The 14,531-nt window shown below is 70.2% G+C and carries 19 protein-coding genes; 8 read left to right on the forward strand and 11 right to left on the reverse strand.

Annotated features, from left to right (window positions below):
- The first annotated feature begins 13 nt into the window (after window positions 1–13).
- The gene (locus QE374_RS06560; protein ID WP_309733235.1) at window positions 14–331 is read left to right on the forward strand and encodes a YbjQ family protein; all 318 of its coding nucleotides are present in this window, start codon (window positions 14–16) and stop codon (window positions 329–331) included.
- 4 nt (window positions 332–335) lie between these two features.
- Here the strand turns inward: QE374_RS06560 and QE374_RS06565 are convergent, their stop codons facing one another.
- Window positions 336–575, reverse strand: coding sequence for a hypothetical protein (locus QE374_RS06565; protein ID WP_309733236.1), 240 nt, complete (start codon window positions 573–575; stop codon window positions 336–338).
- A gap of 91 nt (window positions 576–666) precedes the next feature.
- Between QE374_RS06565 and QE374_RS06570 the strand changes: the two genes are divergently transcribed.
- A complete protein-coding gene (locus tag QE374_RS06570) occupies window positions 667–1,164 on the forward strand; it encodes a DUF6328 family protein (protein WP_309733238.1) in 498 nt (165 codons plus the stop codon).
- A gap of 50 nt (window positions 1,165–1,214) precedes the next feature.
- Window positions 1,215–1,538: an ATP-dependent DNA ligase gene (locus QE374_RS06575; RefSeq protein ID WP_234073662.1), complete on the forward strand. Its 324-nt coding sequence runs from the start codon at window positions 1,215–1,217 to the stop codon at window positions 1,536–1,538.
- Here the strand turns inward: QE374_RS06575 and QE374_RS06580 are convergent.
- Window positions 1,507–1,965, reverse strand: a complete 459-nt coding sequence (locus QE374_RS06580) for a MarR family transcriptional regulator (RefSeq protein ID WP_309733241.1) — start codon at window positions 1,963–1,965, stop codon at window positions 1,507–1,509. The two genes, QE374_RS06575 and QE374_RS06580, sit on opposite strands and share 32 nt — an antisense overlap.
- 148 nt (window positions 1,966–2,113) lie before the next feature.
- Between QE374_RS06580 and QE374_RS06585 the strand changes: the two genes are divergently transcribed.
- A complete protein-coding gene (locus QE374_RS06585) occupies window positions 2,114–2,296 on the forward strand; it encodes a hypothetical protein (RefSeq protein ID WP_309733243.1) in 183 nt (60 codons plus the stop codon).
- 11 nt (window positions 2,297–2,307) lie between these two features.
- Here QE374_RS06585 and QE374_RS06590 read toward each other — a convergent pair whose 3' ends face one another.
- The gene (locus QE374_RS06590) at window positions 2,308–3,756 is read right to left on the reverse strand and encodes an MFS transporter (RefSeq protein WP_309733244.1); all 1,449 of its coding nucleotides are present in this window, start codon (window positions 3,754–3,756) and stop codon (window positions 2,308–2,310) included.
- Between the two features lie 127 nt (window positions 3,757–3,883).
- Here QE374_RS06590 and QE374_RS06595 point away from each other — a divergent pair, with 127 nt between their 5' ends.
- Window positions 3,884–4,435, forward strand: a complete 552-nt coding sequence (locus QE374_RS06595; RefSeq protein ID WP_309733246.1) for an NUDIX domain-containing protein — start codon at window positions 3,884–3,886, stop codon at window positions 4,433–4,435.
- A gap of 6 nt (window positions 4,436–4,441) precedes the next feature.
- Here the strand turns inward: QE374_RS06595 and QE374_RS06600 are convergent, their stop codons facing one another.
- The 4 genes from QE374_RS06600 to QE374_RS06615 all read right to left on the reverse strand — a co-directional run bounded on the left by QE374_RS06600 (window position 4,442) and on the right by QE374_RS06615 (window position 7,731).
- On the reverse strand, window positions 4,442–4,981 hold the full coding sequence (locus tag QE374_RS06600) for a YaeQ family protein (RefSeq protein WP_309733248.1): 540 nt from the start codon (window positions 4,979–4,981) through the stop codon (window positions 4,442–4,444).
- A 118-nt stretch (window positions 4,982–5,099) separates the two neighbouring features.
- Window positions 5,100–6,593: a hypothetical protein gene (locus QE374_RS06605; protein ID WP_309733250.1), complete on the reverse strand. Its 1,494-nt coding sequence runs from the start codon at window positions 6,591–6,593 to the stop codon at window positions 5,100–5,102.
- The gene (locus QE374_RS06610; protein WP_309733252.1) at window positions 6,590–7,216 is read right to left on the reverse strand and encodes an ABC transporter ATP-binding protein; all 627 of its coding nucleotides are present in this window, start codon (window positions 7,214–7,216) and stop codon (window positions 6,590–6,592) included. The genes QE374_RS06605 and QE374_RS06610 overlap by 4 nt, the downstream gene beginning before the upstream one ends.
- On the reverse strand, window positions 7,213–7,731 hold the full coding sequence (locus QE374_RS06615; protein WP_309733254.1) for a MarR family transcriptional regulator: 519 nt from the start codon (window positions 7,729–7,731) through the stop codon (window positions 7,213–7,215). The genes QE374_RS06610 and QE374_RS06615 overlap by 4 nt, the downstream gene beginning before the upstream one ends.
- Before the next feature lie 108 nt (window positions 7,732–7,839).
- Here QE374_RS06615 and QE374_RS06620 point away from each other — a divergent pair, with 108 nt between their 5' ends.
- Window positions 7,840–8,781: an NADP-dependent oxidoreductase gene (locus QE374_RS06620; protein WP_309733255.1), complete on the forward strand. Its 942-nt coding sequence runs from the start codon at window positions 7,840–7,842 to the stop codon at window positions 8,779–8,781.
- Window positions 8,782–8,803: 22 nt separating this feature from the next.
- Here the strand turns inward: QE374_RS06620 and QE374_RS06625 are convergent, their stop codons facing one another.
- The 4 genes from QE374_RS06625 to QE374_RS06640 form a co-directional block, all read right to left on the reverse strand.
- Window positions 8,804–9,241, reverse strand: coding sequence for a GNAT family N-acetyltransferase (locus tag QE374_RS06625; RefSeq protein WP_309733257.1), 438 nt, complete (start codon window positions 9,239–9,241; stop codon window positions 8,804–8,806).
- A gap of 46 nt (window positions 9,242–9,287) precedes the next feature.
- Window positions 9,288–10,697, reverse strand: coding sequence for a glutamate decarboxylase (locus QE374_RS06630; RefSeq protein WP_309733259.1), 1,410 nt, complete (start codon window positions 10,695–10,697; stop codon window positions 9,288–9,290).
- Between the two features lie 68 nt (window positions 10,698–10,765).
- Window positions 10,766–11,509, reverse strand: coding sequence for a response regulator (locus tag QE374_RS06635; protein ID WP_309733261.1), 744 nt, complete (start codon window positions 11,507–11,509; stop codon window positions 10,766–10,768).
- On the reverse strand, window positions 11,506–12,774 hold the full coding sequence (locus tag QE374_RS06640) for an ATP-binding protein (RefSeq protein ID WP_309733264.1): 1,269 nt from the start codon (window positions 12,772–12,774) through the stop codon (window positions 11,506–11,508). The genes QE374_RS06635 and QE374_RS06640 overlap by 4 nt, the downstream gene beginning before the upstream one ends.
- Window positions 12,775–12,917: 143 nt before the next feature.
- On the opposite strand from QE374_RS06640, the gene QE374_RS06645 reads away from it, so the two are divergent.
- Together QE374_RS06645 and QE374_RS06650 are read left to right on the forward strand one after the other, a co-directional pair.
- The gene (locus QE374_RS06645) at window positions 12,918–13,940 is read left to right on the forward strand and encodes a tripartite tricarboxylate transporter substrate-binding protein (RefSeq protein ID WP_309733266.1); all 1,023 of its coding nucleotides are present in this window, start codon (window positions 12,918–12,920) and stop codon (window positions 13,938–13,940) included.
- Entirely contained in the window at window positions 13,937–14,530 is a 594-nt protein-coding gene (locus QE374_RS06650) for a tripartite tricarboxylate transporter TctB family protein (protein ID WP_309733267.1), read from the forward strand. The genes QE374_RS06645 and QE374_RS06650 overlap by 4 nt, the downstream gene beginning before the upstream one ends.
- Window position 14,531: the final 1 nt, after the last annotated feature.

Here is a 14,531-nt window from a genome sequence, read left to right on the forward strand (position 1 = left end):
TAGGGTGTGGCGCATGATCATCGTCACGACGAACGACGTCCCCGGTCGCACGATCACCGAGGTGCACGGCGAGGTCTTCGGCCTCACCGTGCGCTCACGCCACATCGGCTCGAACATCGGCGCCTCGTTCAAGGCCCTCGCCGGCGGCGAGCTCAAGGGCATCACCGAGCTGTTGCAACAGACCCGTACCGAGGCGTTGTCGCGCCTCGCGGCGGAGGCGCAGCAGAAGGGCGCGAATGCCGTGGTGGCGTTCCGGTTCGAGACGAACGACTACGGAGACACGGGCGGCGTCGAGGTCTGTGCGTACGGCACCGCCGTGACGCTCGCCTGACGCCTCAGATGATCGCGTCGGCGTAGGCGGCCGCCTCCAGCACCGCCTTGGCGTCGTCGAGGCTCGCGAAGACACCTCGACAGGTGCCGAGACCGTCGACGGCTTCGAAGCCGGTCGCATTCTCGGTCACGGTGCCGACGAAGGCGACCGCGGTGCTGGCGACGTGGAGACCGTCTTCGACCTGCACCCACAGCGCCCGCGGAGCCGCGCCGGGCACCTGCTGGATCATCGTGTGAGCTCCCACATCGGAGATTCTGCGTCGACCCTCCGACATCCGACCGCCCCTGGCAGGGAGGGGAACGATCTGCTAGTCACGGGGGCAGGGAGGAGGCGACATGTCGGAGGACGAGCGGGATGCCGTGCCCGGAGACGGCCGTGACGAGAGCGCGAACGAACGGGCGGATCGTAACTGGGACGAGCTCGTGCAGGAGCTGCGCGTCATGCAGACCGGCACGCAGATCCTGACCGGGTTCCTGCTCGCCGTCGCCTTCCAGCCCCGCTTCACCGAGCTCGACGCACTCCAGGTCGCTCTCTACATCGCGCTCGTCGTGCTCGCGGGCCTCTCGACCCTTCTCGCACTCGCTCCTGTCACGCTGCACCGGACGGTGTTCGCCCGCCGGATGAAGCCGGCCCTGGTGAGGGTCGCTGCGCGCATCGTCGCGATCGATCTCGCCGTCATCGCCCTGCTCAGCGTCGGCGTCACGGCCCTCATCGTCGATGTCGCGATCGGCCGGACGGCAGGAGCAGTGGCACTGATCGTGGGCGCCGTCCTCGTCGTGGGGCTCTGGATCGTGCTGCCGCGCCGGTTCCGGCGCGGGACCCACAGTAGTTAAGCTAGTTAAACGGAATTAGTTAAGCGCTCTCCCGGGGTTACTTTAGGGCAATGGGCCAATTGCTTTACGACGGCGGGAGCCAGTCTTTCGATATCGATGACCGAGCCCTCGCACATCTGCGCCTCGTCTTCATGAACAAGCTGCGCCGCGGAGAACCGTTCCTCCTGCACCTCGCCGACACGAGCGGCATCGGCACCCGCAGTCTCTGGGTGCACCCGGGCATCTCCCTGGTGTTCGCCTTCTACGGCAGCCGCAATCCCGCGCTCAACCGGGAGTGGCTGGACGCCATGATGGCCGAGGCCAACGGCCCGCACGGCTTGACGCTGTCGCCCGAGCCGGCAGTCAGCGACACTCCGCATCGACAGCCTGCGTGATCTTCTCCATCAGCTGCACCACCGCGGCCGACACCTCCGGGTCGAGCTCCCCGACCGCCTGACGGATGCGGGCACCCACCGGGTCGAGGTCGTCGATGTCGGTGTCGCGATCGAACGGCACGACGAGCTTGCTGCGACGGTCGTCGGGATTGGTGCGGAAGGTGACGAGCCCCCCGGCGTGGAGTTTGTCGAGGATGCCGCTGACCGCTGCGGGCGAGACACCCAGGTGCTCAGCGATGTCGCCGGGGGTGAGGTCCTCTCCCACATCCGCACGCTCGAGGATGAGACGCATCGCGGCGCGCGCGTTCTCGCTCGGGCCGCACGCGGTCTGACGGCGGCGGCTGAGACTCGCTTCGGCGAGCCTCAGGCGTTCGATGGCCGAGACCGCCGGATCGATCTTGCGTTCCTCTACCGTGCTGCCAGCCATGTCGCTCCGCTCACGAGTTAACTACTAGTCTGTCTAGCGACCATCCTCGCCGACCGGCGAGACGACCACAACCCGGGGACCGAGAACGACGACGCGGTTTTGCGCAACCCCTCGGCGCCCCGATATCGCCGCGCGCTATCCTGCCGGGATGTACATGCTGGACGGCGGACCCCGAGCCGGGCAGCTCGTGGACGATCTCCCCGAAGGTTACGCGCTGGGAGACACGCGCTCCCCCGCTGCCGTCGTGCTCGTGGGTGACATCCCCGCTGCGCGCGCGTCCTGGCGCGACAGCTTCCCGCGGCTGCGTGCGTTGCGCCGCCAGGACGGCTGACTCCCCCCACGTCACGGCCGCTCCCCGCCCTTCGCGTCGACCAATGAGAGCGGATCGGCGATGTCCTCGAGCGACTTGCCTGCGGCACTGACGCCGAAGATGCCGCACACCACGCCGCCGAGCATCATCACGGCCGAGCCGAGAACGTACCCCCAGAAGAGCGGGCCGCGATCCGAGCCGTCCCCGATCAGGGCCCCGTAGAGGGCGGGCGCACCGGCTCCGACGAGCTGCCCGATCGAGAACACGTACGAGATCACCTGGCTTCGCAGCTCCAGCGGGAAGATCTCGCTCACCGTCAGATAGGCCGCCGACGCGCCGGCCGAGGCGAAGAAGAACGACGCGCACCAGAAGACGGTGTGCGTCACCGCGTCCAGGGCGCCGACGTGGAACAGGAATGCGCTGGCCAACAGGATGAGACCGGCCAGCACGTACGTGCCGAACAGCATCCGTCGCCGCCCCCACGTATCGAAGAAGTGCCCCAGCACGAGCGCTCCGGCGAGGTTGCCCAGCGCGAAGACGATGAAGTACTGCGACGCGGATGCGGGCGGCACGTCGTAGAAGTTCTCGAGCACGAGCGCGTAGGTGAAGAAGATCGCGTTGTACAGGAACGACTGCGTCACCATCATCGTCACCCCGACCAGGGTGCGCCGTGGGTATTGACGGAAGAGCACCTTGGCGATCACGAGGAACGGCACGCGTCCGTACTCCTTCACGACGATCGCCTTGCTCTCATCGACGGGCGGGATCTGTTTCCCCTCCTTGCGGATGCGCTCCTCGATCTCGTCGACGCCGCGTTCGGCCTCCTCCTCGCGCCCGTGCGTCATCTGCCAGCGAGGGCTCTCCGGGATGTGGCGGCGCAGCCAGATGATGAGGATCCCGAGCACGGGACCCACGAAGAAGCTCAGCCGCCAGCCGAGGTCCTCCGCGAAGATGTCCTGGTTCAGGAAGAAGGAGCTGGCCACGGCACCGAGGGCCGCGCCACCCCAGTAGGTGCCGTTGATGGCGATGTCGACGCGTCCGCGGTACTTCGCGGGGATGATCTCGTCGATGGCCGAGTTGATCGCCGCGTACTCTCCGCCGATGCCGGCACCTGCGACGAAGCGCCAGATGTAGAAGAACCAGGGCGCGAAGGCGAGACCGGCGACAGCGCTTCCGACGAGGTAGATCGCGAGGGAGATGAGAAAGAGGTTCTTGCGCCCGAGCTTGTCGGTCAAGCGTCCGAAGACGAGCGCGCCGGTGACCTGCCCCAGCAGGTAGAAGGTGGCGGCCAGCCCCACTTCGAACGAGCCCATGCCGAGGGTCGCCGCATAACCGGTCGCCGCGACGATCTGCACTTCGAGTCCGTCGAGGATCCAGGAGAAGCCGAGACCCACGACGATCATCCAGTGGAATCTCGACCACGGCAGGCGATCCATGCGGGCGGGAACGAGGGATCTGATCTCGGCGGGTTGCAGCGACATGACTCACTCCTTCTGCAGGAGGCTCCGCTGCCCCTGCCGCCGACCTTCCTACTCCCGCACCGCGCACCGCGACCGAAGCTTGACCCGGGCGGCACCGAGGAGTACGCGCATCGCCTACCGTCGAGGGATGAGCCCGCTCCTGGCATCCGTGACCACCGCCGTCGTCGAATGGCGCACCCGCGACGGTGCGGAGGAGACGACACGCACGGACTTCGTGGAGGCGCTTCGCGATCACGGCCAGGCGGCGCTCGAGCGCTCGGGCCCGCCGACGCACGTCACCGCCAGCGCCTTCGTGTTCGACGAGGACGCGGCGCACGTGCTGCTGTGCTTCCACGGCAAGGGCCGGTTCTGGGTGCAGCCCGGCGGGCACCTCGAGGCGGGCGACACCTCCGTGGAGGGCGCCGCGCTGCGCGAGCTGCGGGAGGAGACCGGGGTCTCTCCCGCGCAGCTCGGCGGCGTCGCGGTGGCGGATCTCGATCATCACGCGCTCGGCGGCGGGTTCGGCCGATGCGCGTCGCACCTCGACATCGGCGTCGTGGGCCGCGTCTCCGACCTGAACGCGCCGCTCGTGGTCAGCGACGAATCGGATGCGGTGGCGTGGTGGCCGGTGGCGGCGCTGCCGCCCGACTCGGCACCGGGCCTCGCCGATCGCCTCGCCCGCGTGCTCGCGGCGCGCTGAGCGGCTCTACTGCGCGGGCTGCACGAGCAGCTCGGCGTCGACAGACGTGCCGTTCAGCTCGAGGTAGAGCCGGGACTCCACGACGGAGACCGTCACGGTGTTGCGCCGCTCGAGGGAGGGACGCGCCTGGTCGATGAACCCGGGCGTGAAGCTGACGAGGCGGATCGCATCGCCCCGGTGGATCTTCTTGCCGTCCCACGAGGCGGCGACCTTCGCCGGGTCGCGATGGGTGTAGACGACCACACGGTCGGCGAGCTTGCTGCCGAAGTGCAGACGCGCCGCATCCGGCGCCCCGACCTCGATCCACGCGGTGATCGCACCCGTCGCATCCCGCACGAGCACCGCGGGCTCCTCCGCCTGCGAGATCCCCTCGCTGAAGGCGATCCCTTCTTCGTACTCCAGACAGAATGCGAGCACCCGGGTGAGCATGAACGCATCCGTCTCGGAGGGATGGCGCGCCGCCCGGAGCGTGAACTGCTCGTACACCCCGCGGTCCACATCCGACAGCGTCACATCGAACGTGTACATCGTCGCGCCGGCAGCCATAGCTCTCGAGCCTACGCGCCCGTCGCCGCTCGCCGAGCGCGCATCCGTTCACCCAGTGAGCATCTGATCGCGTGCTCGCCGGATGACACCGCGCTCACTCGACGGGCAGGTGGTCGGTTCAGCGCCGACCGCGCCAGCGCGCCGCGATCGTGGCGGTGACCACACCCGCCACCGCGCAGGTCGCGAGCGGAACCGCGGGAAGGAGCACGATCGCCGCCCCCGATGCCGCGGCCAGCACGACTGCGTCCAGCGCCCACACGAGCCGCACGCCCGCCATCGGGTCGCCCATCGGCGTCGGCACCGGCGCGAGCAGGGCGGGAGGCATCGGGCCCTTCAGCGCGCTCGCCAGCCGAAGTGCCAGCGCCATCAGCGCCCCCAGCACTGCCACCAGGACGGCCGAGGCCCCGTTCGCGACGGGGACGACGGTCACGGCGAGCCCGGCCGCGAGCGTCGCCAGAGCGACGGCGACCACGAGCGGGAACAGTGCGTGCCACGCGACGAGCGTCGCATCCGCCACACCGTACAGCGGCACATCGGCCGCAGCGCTCGCGGCGTGACGGATGCCGTCGGTCACCGGCCCGAGGCCCGCGAAGGAGAGGAGGCCGGCGACGGCGCCGAGCAGAAGCGTCGGCGTACCGGGTACGAGCGCGAGCACCGCCAGGACGCCGGCGAGCGCCAGCGCCGTCGCCCCGAGCGCAAGACGCAGCGGTGTGCGCAGGGACCCGACGGCATCCCGGCGCAGGACGACCGACCAGAGCGGGCCGCGAGAAGCGAGGGCGCGCAGGCGACGACCGTGCGCCGGTCGGGCACGGTAGAGCTCCGATGCCTGTCCGAGATCGAGCCCCGCTATCGATGTCTGTGCCGCATCCGCGCGCGAGGCCTGCGCGAGCAGATCGTCCGTGCGCAGCCGGTCCAGCAGCCACGGGACCGACGCCGCGAGGGCGAGCGCGAGGACCGTCAGCGGGATGAGGCCGCCCGTCGCGCCGCCGAGCGGGTAGACCGCGGCCACCCAGCCCATCGGCGTGGCGACGCCCGCGGCAGGAACGGCGACTGCGAGCGCCCCGAGGCAGAGCACGAAGGCCGCGGCCGGGAGCGCGAGGCGCGGGAGGGCCTGTCCGAGCAGCCAGGCGCAGACCGTGACCGCTCCGCCCAGCGCACCGGCCGCAACGAAGCCGGCGACGGCGGTCGCGGAGGCCATCCCGTTCGCCGCGAGGCTCCCACCCGCCAGCACCGCCGCCGCGGTCCACAGCCCGATCGAGAGGATCCCCGCGGTCAGCACGGGCCCCAGGAAGGCTCTCGAGCGCGGGATGGCGCTGGCTCCCAGCGCATAGCTGAGTGCGGGCGGGCGAAGAGCCGGACCGCGCGAGGGTCCCGCCGCCAACGCCGCCGCCCAGATGACCGCGGCGACCAGTGCGATGACGCGGGGCGCGCGCGGGTCGGCGAACAGCGCCAGCCCGCCGGGTCCTGCAGCCCCCAGCCAGACGGCTCGCACGACCGGCGCCACCGCCACGAGGGCGACCATCGCGAGCAGGTACACGGTGAAGGCCAGCTCGCCGCTCCTGGCGCCCCGCTGCCGCCACAGGGCGACGGCGGTGCGCACGCCGCCGCTCACGCGACACGCTCCAGGTACACCGTCTCGTCGGCGACGATCTGCGCAAGCCGCGGATGGTGCGTCGCGACGACGAGGGTGACGCCCGCGTCGCGTCGCGCCCGCAGCGCCGCGATGACCGCATCAACGTGCTCGGGGTCGAGACGCTGCTCGGGTTCGTCGAGCAGAAGCACATCGCACGGACGCACGAGCACGAGCGCGAGGCCGAAGAGCTGCGTCTGCCCCGACGACAGCTCATGGGGGAACCGCTCGTGCAGCGTCTGCAGACCGAGCTCGCTCAGCACGGCGCGCGCACGGGTCTCGGCCTCAGCCGGCGCGAACCACGTCACCGCGACGAGGCGGACATGCTCGAGCACGGTGAGATCGGGCGCGAACGGCGGCAGCCCGATCATCGCGGCGACCCGTCGCCGATAGCGGCGATCACGCTGCGAGATCGCGGCCCCGGCGATGCGCGCCGATCCGGCGGACGGCGCTTGCATACCGGCGAGCACGCGCAGGAGGGTCGTCTTCCCCGAACCGTTCCCTCCCCGCACGGCCAGCGCCGTGCCCGCATCCACACGCCGGGTGATCGTGTCGAGCAGCGTGACATCACCGGAGACGACGCGCACGGCATCGACCTCGATCATGCGACATCCCCCTCGGACACGGCGCGCCGACGCCGGGCGGCTGCAGAGCGCGGCGACGTGTGCCTCATATGGTCACGCACCCGGCCGAGGATGTCAGCGAGGGCATCGACGTCGCCGGCCGAGAGCCGCGCGAAGAGGAGATCTTCCAGGATCGCGATGTGCCCGGGGAAGACCCGTCCGAGCACCTCGCTGCCCTGCGCGGTCAGGGTCACCGCAACGCTGCGCTCATCGTCTGGCGCGGTCGATCGGGCGAGAAGCCCTCGTTTCTCGAGAACCTGAGCCTGGTAGGTCAGGCCGCTGCGGCTGTAGACGACTCCGTCGGCGAGATCCGTCATCCGCAGGGAACCTTCCGGGGCATCACCGAGCGTCGCGAGCAGCTGGAACTGGACATAGCTCAGATCGCCGGCCTCTTTGAGCTGCTGCTCGACGGCATGGCGCAGAAGACTGCTGACCTCGATCAGGCCGAAGTATGCGGCGAGCTGGACGGCGCTCGGACCCGGCTGAGAAGAACCCATGTCGCGAGCGTAACAGTGCTACCGATTCGAAACAGTTGCTTCGAACTCGAATCACTGTTATCGTCGGCGACATGCTTCGAATCCGAAGCACCTATCTGAGGAGACATCATGAAGGCAGTACGGTTCCACGAGACGGGCGGCCCCGAGGTGCTGCGCTACGAGGATGTGCCGGCGCCCGCGCCCGGCAACGGCCAGGTACGCATCCGCGTCGCCGGCGTCGCCTACAACCCGGCCGACGGCGGGATGCGCGGAGGCTTCCTCCCCATCCCGATCACGCTTCCGCACACCCCGGGCTACGACGTCGCGGGCACCGTCGATGCGCTGGGCGAGGGCGTCGACGATCTGGAGATCGGCGACAGCGTCATCGGGCTGATCCCCATGGAAGCGGACGGCGCGGCCGCCGAATACGTGGTGGCACCGGCAGCCGTCCTCGTGAAGGCCCCGCTCGCCATTCCGCTGGCGGATGCGGCGGGCCTGCCCTCCGTGGGACTCACCGCGTCCCAGGCCCTGTTCGAGGCGGCAGGTCTCGGCGCCGGGCAGCGCGTGCTGATCAACGGGGCCGGTGGGCCGGTCGGCGGCTATGCCGTTCAGCTCGCCCGACGCTCCGGAGCGCACGTGATCGCCACCGCGAGCGGACGCAGCCGCGAGCGGGTCGAGGCTGCCGGCGCCCACGAGATCGTGGATCACACCGTCACGACACTGCGGAACGCCGTGACCGAGCCGGTCGACGTGCTGCTGAACCTCGCGCCCGTGACGGCGGAGGGCTTCGCGTCGCTCGTCCCGCTGGTGCGCGACGGCGGCGTCGTGGTCTCGACCACGCCGACGGTGCCGACCCCCGGTGACGAGGCGCGCGGCGTCCGGGCCGTGACGATCTTCGTCCGCTCCGATGCCGACGAGCTCGCGGGCCTGGTGTCGCTCGTCGATCGCGGCGAGCTCCGCGTGGACATCGCCGAGCGTCTCCCGCTCGAGGATCTGCCGCGGGTGCACGAACGCGCCGAGGTCGGTGACGTGCACGGGAAGATCGTGTTCCTCCCGTCGGCGGGCGACTGAGCCCGGCCTCCGCGAGCGCGCATCACTCGGCGGAGCGCACCCACCGCCGCCACTCGTGCTGAGGGCTGAATCCCGCAGTGGCCCAGAACGACTGCCCCAGCCCGTTCTGCTCCAGCACCATGGCATCGAGCCGCCGCGCCCCCAGACGCACCAGCCGGTCCTCCGCGCGACGAAGCAGCTCACCCGCGACCCCGCGACCTCGCAGCTCGGGGTGGACGGCGAGGCGGTAGAGGTGCGCCCGCCATCCGTCCCAGCCGGAGATCAGCGTGCCCACCACGCGGTCCTGCTGCACGGCGATGTCGAGAGCTGTCGCGTCCCGGAGGACCAGCGTCTCCACCGTCGCGGCGTCGTCGGCCGGACGGGCCTCGTTCTCGGCGGCCTCCGCCCAGAACGCGAGGATGCGGGCAGCGTCCTCGACACGGGCCGGACGGAAGACGAGGTCGTCGAGGATCGCGCTCACACGGTGATCGTAATCTCGTGACCGGACCCCATCGTCGTCGCCGGGGTCAGTGATGGAAACCGGAACCCGTGGTGCGCTCGCGGGGCAACGGCGCATCGAGGCGGTCGAGGAAGTCCACCTCGGCGCGGATGTCCGCGATGAGCGACGCCGCGAGATCTCTGCTGAGACCGACCTTCACCACGATCCGCTGCAGCACCGTATCGCTCATGTCGTCGGCCATCGGATACGCCGGAACGAGCCACCCCTTCATCCGCAGACGGTCCGCCAGGTCGTAGAGATTCCAGACGTCCGTGTGGCCGGGCTTCAGGGTCCAAGCGAAGACCGGGATGGTGTCTCCTCGGCTCACCAGATCGAACGGTCCCATCCGTCCGATCTCACCCGAGAGGAACTGCGCCACATCGAGCGAGTTCTGCTGCACGGCCCGATAGCCCTCACGCCCGAGCCGGAGGAACTGGTAGTACTGCAGCAGCACCTGCGCGCCCGGTCGGGAGAAGTTGAGGGCGAGGGTGGGCATGTCCCCGCCGAGGTAGCTGACGTGGAACACGAGGCTCTCCGGAAGCACCGACGGATCCCGCCAGACGACCCAGCCGACTCCGGGATAGACGAGTCCGTACTTGTGCCCCGAGGTGCTGATCGAGTTGACGCGCGGGATGCGGAAGTCCCAGTTCAGCTCGGGCTGGCAGAAGGGGGCGATCATGGCGCCGGAGGCGCCGTCGACATGGATGCGGACGTCGAAGCCGGTCGCGGCCTCGATCTCGTCGAGCTTCGCCGCAATGGCCGCGACCGGGTCGTACAGCCCGGTGAAGGTCTGCCCCAGCACCGCGACGAGGCCGATCGTGTTCTCGTCGACGTACTGCTCCAGACCTTCGCCGTCCAGCACCAGGTGTTCCGGGGAGACCGGCACGTACCGCGGTTCGATCTCCCAGTAGTTGCAGAACTTCTCCCACACCACCTGGACCGCGGCCGACATGACCAGGTTGGGCCGATCGGTCGGCTGCCCCTGAGCCCGCCGACGCTCCTGCCACAGCCGCTTGAGCGCGAGCCCGCCCAGCATGCAGGCCTCCGACGAGCCGATCGTGGAGGTACCGATCGCCTCGGCGTCTTCCGGTGCATGCCAGAGGTCTGCCAGCATCCTCCAGCAGCGCTCCTCGATCTCGGCGGTCGCCGGGTACTCATCCTTGTCGATCATGTTCTTGTCGAAGGCCTCGCGATACAGCCGCTGCCCGTGATCGTCCATCCACGTCGTGACGAAGGTGGCGAGGTTCAGACGCGAGTTGCCGTCGAGGATCGCCTCGTCGTGCACGATCTGGTACGCGGTCTCGGGCAGGCTCGGTCCTGACGGGAGCCGATAGCGGTCGAACTCGGTGGCCTCCCCCGGCCGCACGAAGACCGGATTGATGCTCAGCCGGTCCTCACTTCCGGCGGACGGACGGTGGGGACCTCGACGAGCGTTCATTGCTGCCTCCGGGCGTGGGTTCGCGTGCGCCCACACAATCACGACCGGCCGGTCGAGGGCGAGGGTTCTCAGCGCGCCGTCGGATCCGAGGCGTGCGCCGGCGCGAGCCGATAGAGGACTTCGGGACGGCCTCGCCTGCCGTAGCGATGGGCGCGATCGACGAGCCCCAGGTCGACGAGATGCGTCAGATAGCGGTGCGCCGTCGCTCGCGACAGATCGCACGTGGCAGCGACGTCGGCGCCCGACCGCGCGATGACGGGGTCAAGGGCTGCCGCCACCCGATCGAGCGTGGGCTGCGCGAGACCCTTCGGCAGTGCGGGCGCGGTAGCGGGCGCCACGGCGGCGTGCACCCCGGTACGGATGCCTCCCGTCGCCAGCAGCCGGTCGATCTCACCCTGACTCAGCGGGCGCTCGCGCGCATCCTGCTGCGCCTGCTGACGTCGCGTCCGGTACTGCTCGAGCTGGGCGCGCAGCGCAGACTCGGTGAAGGGCTTGATCAGATACCCCACCACGTGCGCGGCGAGGGCCTGACGCACGGTCGTCTGGTCCTGTGAGGAGCTGATGACGAGCACATCCACCTCCGACCCGCCGATCGTACGAAGGCGGTGCAGCACCTCGATGCCGCTGATGTCGGGCAGTCGCATGTCGAGCAGGATGAGATCGACCGCGCCGACCTCGAAGCCCAGCGCCTCCCGCCCGCTCGCCGCCGTGCCGACGACCGTGAAGCCGCTCGTCGCTGCGACGAAGCCGCTGTGCAGCGCGCGGGCTCCCCTGTCGTCGTCGACGACGAGGACGCGGATGTTCCCGTTCACGGATGCCTCGCCATCTCGAAGGAGAACCGGGCGCCGCCGAGCGCCGCGGCGCCCACTTCGATCGTTCCCCCGCGGGCGGTGACCAGGCGGCGCACCAGGTCGAGACCGATGCCCCGTCCGCCGCCCGAGTCATCCGGTTTCGAGGAGAACCCGAGGGCGAAGATGCGCGTCGCCTGGCGCGGATCGACGCCCGGCCCGTCGTCCTCGACCGCCCCGACGAGCAGGTCGCCGCGCTCGCGGAGGATGCAGCGGATGCGGCCGGCCCCCGCCTCCGCGGCGTTGCGGCACAGGTTGGTGAGGACGGTGACGACCTCGTCATCGATGTCGCGCGCGACGGCGATGTCGAACTCGACCTGCGCACCGTGCGCGAGGACGTCGGAGCGCACCGCGTGGACGGCGGCATCGCGCAGCGGCATGCCCGCATCCCGTTCGTCGTGCCGAGCGCCTGAGACCGGCACGAGATCCTCGATGTAGGCGAGCGCCTCGTCCGCATCGCCCCGGGAGACGAGCCCGTGCACGACGTGCAGGCGTGTCGTGAACTCGTGGGACTGCTCGCGAAGCGCCGCCGTCGTGCGCCCCATCTGCGCATGCTCGAGTGCCAGCTCGTCGAGCCGGCGGAAGCGGCGTTCGACCGCCGCCGTGAGCGCGGAGCTGGCGAGCGTCGCGACGATGAGCGCCCCCACCGCCCAGGGCAGCAGTGCACCCAAGGCCTGCTCGCGTTCGGCGGCGATGTCGGACTCGAGCACCCCGACCGCGACCATGCCCACCACGCGGTCTCCGTCGACGACCGGCACCTTCGCGCGCAACGACGGCCCCGACGGGCCCGTCTCGGTACCGAGGAACGGGGTGCCCGCGAGCACCGAGGCGTTCGTGGTCGACACCTGCACGCCACGCTCGGACGCGAGCGGATGCGTGATGCGCACGCCCTCGTCGTCCGTCACGACCACGTAGTACACGCCCGCAGCGCGGGCGACCAGTTCCGCGATCGGCTGCAGCGCCGCCGTCGCGGGAGCGAGATCCGCCGCATCGGCGAGGTCATCCGGTGATCCCGCGTCGGAGACGGCTGCGACGGTCTGCCGCACCTCGCTCAGGGCGGCGAGACTGGTGGCCACCTCCTGCACGCGCTCCGCCGTCGCGTCACGGATGCGGCTCTCCTGCAGCGCGAGGGCGACTGCCGTCGTGACCCCGAGAGCGGCGAGGGTGACGATCGAGGGCAGCACGAGCATGGCGAGCCGGACGGCGCGCTGCCGGTGCCCGAACGCCATCGTGCTCGCTTCCTCGCCGCGCGGCCACGTCGCCGCGTGCGCGTTTATGGGAACAAATCGGCGCGACCGGCCCGGCCGTCTCGCGCGCTGCCATCCTAGGTCGATCTCGCGGCGACGACGATGTCCGCGCGAATGGAGCAATGATGACCACCCCCTCGGACGAGTCCGCCCCCCGGACGAAGACCACCACCAGGACTGTGATCGGCCGCGTGATCGGCGGCGTCGTGACCGCCGCCGCGGTCGGCATCGCCGCGTTCGGCTCGATCAGCTCGGCCGCCGCCGGACAGGAGATCAGCGCCTCGATGACCATCGTCGCCCCCGCCGCCGCCGGCGGCGGATGGGACGGGGTCGCGCGCGAGCTGCAGCAGGCGCAGAAGGCGAACGGCCTCGTCAACAACGTGCAGGTCGTGAACATGCCAGGAGCCGGCGGCACGATCGCCCTCGGCAACGTGTCGGTGCTCAACGGCCAGGCGAACAATCTGCTCGTCGGCGGCACGGGGCTGCTGGCCGCGACGATCCAGTTCAACTCCGCCGCGACCCTCGCCGACGTCACGCCGCTGGCCGTCGTCGTGGAGGAATACGACGTCATCGTCGTTCCCGCGGACTCCCCCTACGAGAGCCTCGACGATCTGGTCGAGGCGTGGCAGGAGAACCCGAAGGCGCTGCCGTGGACGGGCGGCGGCTCGTTCGACCAGCTCGTCGTGACCGACCTCGCCCTCGCCGCGGGGATCGACCCCGTCGAGACGACCTACATCTCGTCCGACGGCGGCGGCGAGGCTATCCAGGCGCTGCTCAACGGCACGGCGAAAGCCGCGGCGGGCGGATACCCCGACAACATCGACCAGATCGAGGCCGGACGCCTCCGTGCACTCGCCCTCGTCGCCAAGGAGCCGGTCGAGGGGATCGACATCCCCACCGCGTCCGAGCAGGGCTACGACATCTCGCTCACCAACTGGCGCATGCTCGCCGCCCCCGCAGGGCTCACCGACGACGAGGTGGATCAGCTCACCGAGCTCATCCTCGACTCCGTCGAGACCCCGCAGTGGCAGGACGCCGTCGACCGCTACCGCTGGACCGAGCGCGTCATCACCGGGGACGAGCTCACCGGCTTCCTCGACGACGAGGAGTCCCGCATCCGCACGCTCTACGAGGAGATGGGCCTGTGACCTTTCCCGCCAATCCCACCGCCACCTCCGCCGTCCTCGGCGAGCGTCTGCGACTCGTCTCCGGACCCGGCATCGCAGCGCTGCTGAAGGGTCTGACGATGCCCATCATCGTGGCGGCGTTCGCGACGTACCTGCTGATCGGCATCCTGACGATGCGGGTGCCCGAGGGCGCCGCCTTCCCCGGGCCGCAGTTCTTCCCCGGCATCGTCACCGCCGGCCTCTACGTTTTCGCCGTCTCGCTCGCCATCACGGCGGTGCGGGAGGTCCGCGCCATGCCCGACCCGCTCACGGCGGAGCTGCTGGCGGCCGAGGCCGCCGACGACGATCCGCCGCCACCGCGGCCGGTGCGCGTGGACGTCCGCTCGCTCGCGTGGGTGCTCGTGTCGTTCTTCGCTTTCGCGGTGCTGCTCGATCTGCTCGGCTGGCTCATCGCGGCGACCCTGCTGTTCTGGTGCATCGCCCGCGGATTCGGGGCGTCCAAGCCCATCCAGATGCTCGCGGTCGGCGCGACCCTGAGCTCGCTCGCCTACATCGGATTCGACATGCTGCTCGGGATGCCGCTCCCGTCCGGCATCCTCGGGGGGTTCTGAC

It is taken from the genome of Microbacterium sp. SORGH_AS_0428 (genome assembly GCF_031453615.1).
Classification (GTDB): Bacteria; Actinomycetota; Actinomycetes; order Actinomycetales; family Microbacteriaceae; genus Microbacterium.